This window comes from Neotamlana laminarinivorans (assembly GCF_020523925.1).
GTDB classification, from domain to species: Bacteria; Bacteroidota; Bacteroidia; order Flavobacteriales; family Flavobacteriaceae; genus Neotamlana; species Neotamlana laminarinivorans.
In genome coordinates, this window is sequence record NZ_JAJAPW010000058.1 from 1 (window position 1) to 308 (window position 308).

A 308-nucleotide genomic window follows, 5' to 3' on the forward strand; every position below is an offset into this window, starting at 1 on the left:
TTAAAGTTACTGGGTTACCAACGCTGATTGGTGTACCGTCTACTTCCGTAATCACCATGTTATTGTTATCGCCATCTGGATCGTTATCGCCATCTAATGCGTTAACTGGTACATCCGTGTTGATCGTCGCATTGCCTATCGTTTCATCGTCCGCTACTGGAGGTAATTGATCGAATGTGATAGCGACTTGACCTTGATCCGTTAAACCGTCTTCATCTTCTACCGTATAGGTGAAGTTGATTGGTTCTGTGCTATCCGTTACTGGGGTTACACTTAATGTGCCGTCTGGGTTTAATGTCACCACACTA

1 protein-coding gene is annotated in these 308 nt (G+C 44.5%); it reads right to left on the bottom strand.

All coding sequences use genetic code 11. The features are described from left to right. A partial coding sequence (locus LG649_RS16015) for an Ig-like domain-containing protein (RefSeq protein ID WP_226544820.1) occupies nucleotides 1-308 on the bottom strand: 308 nt, incomplete at both ends.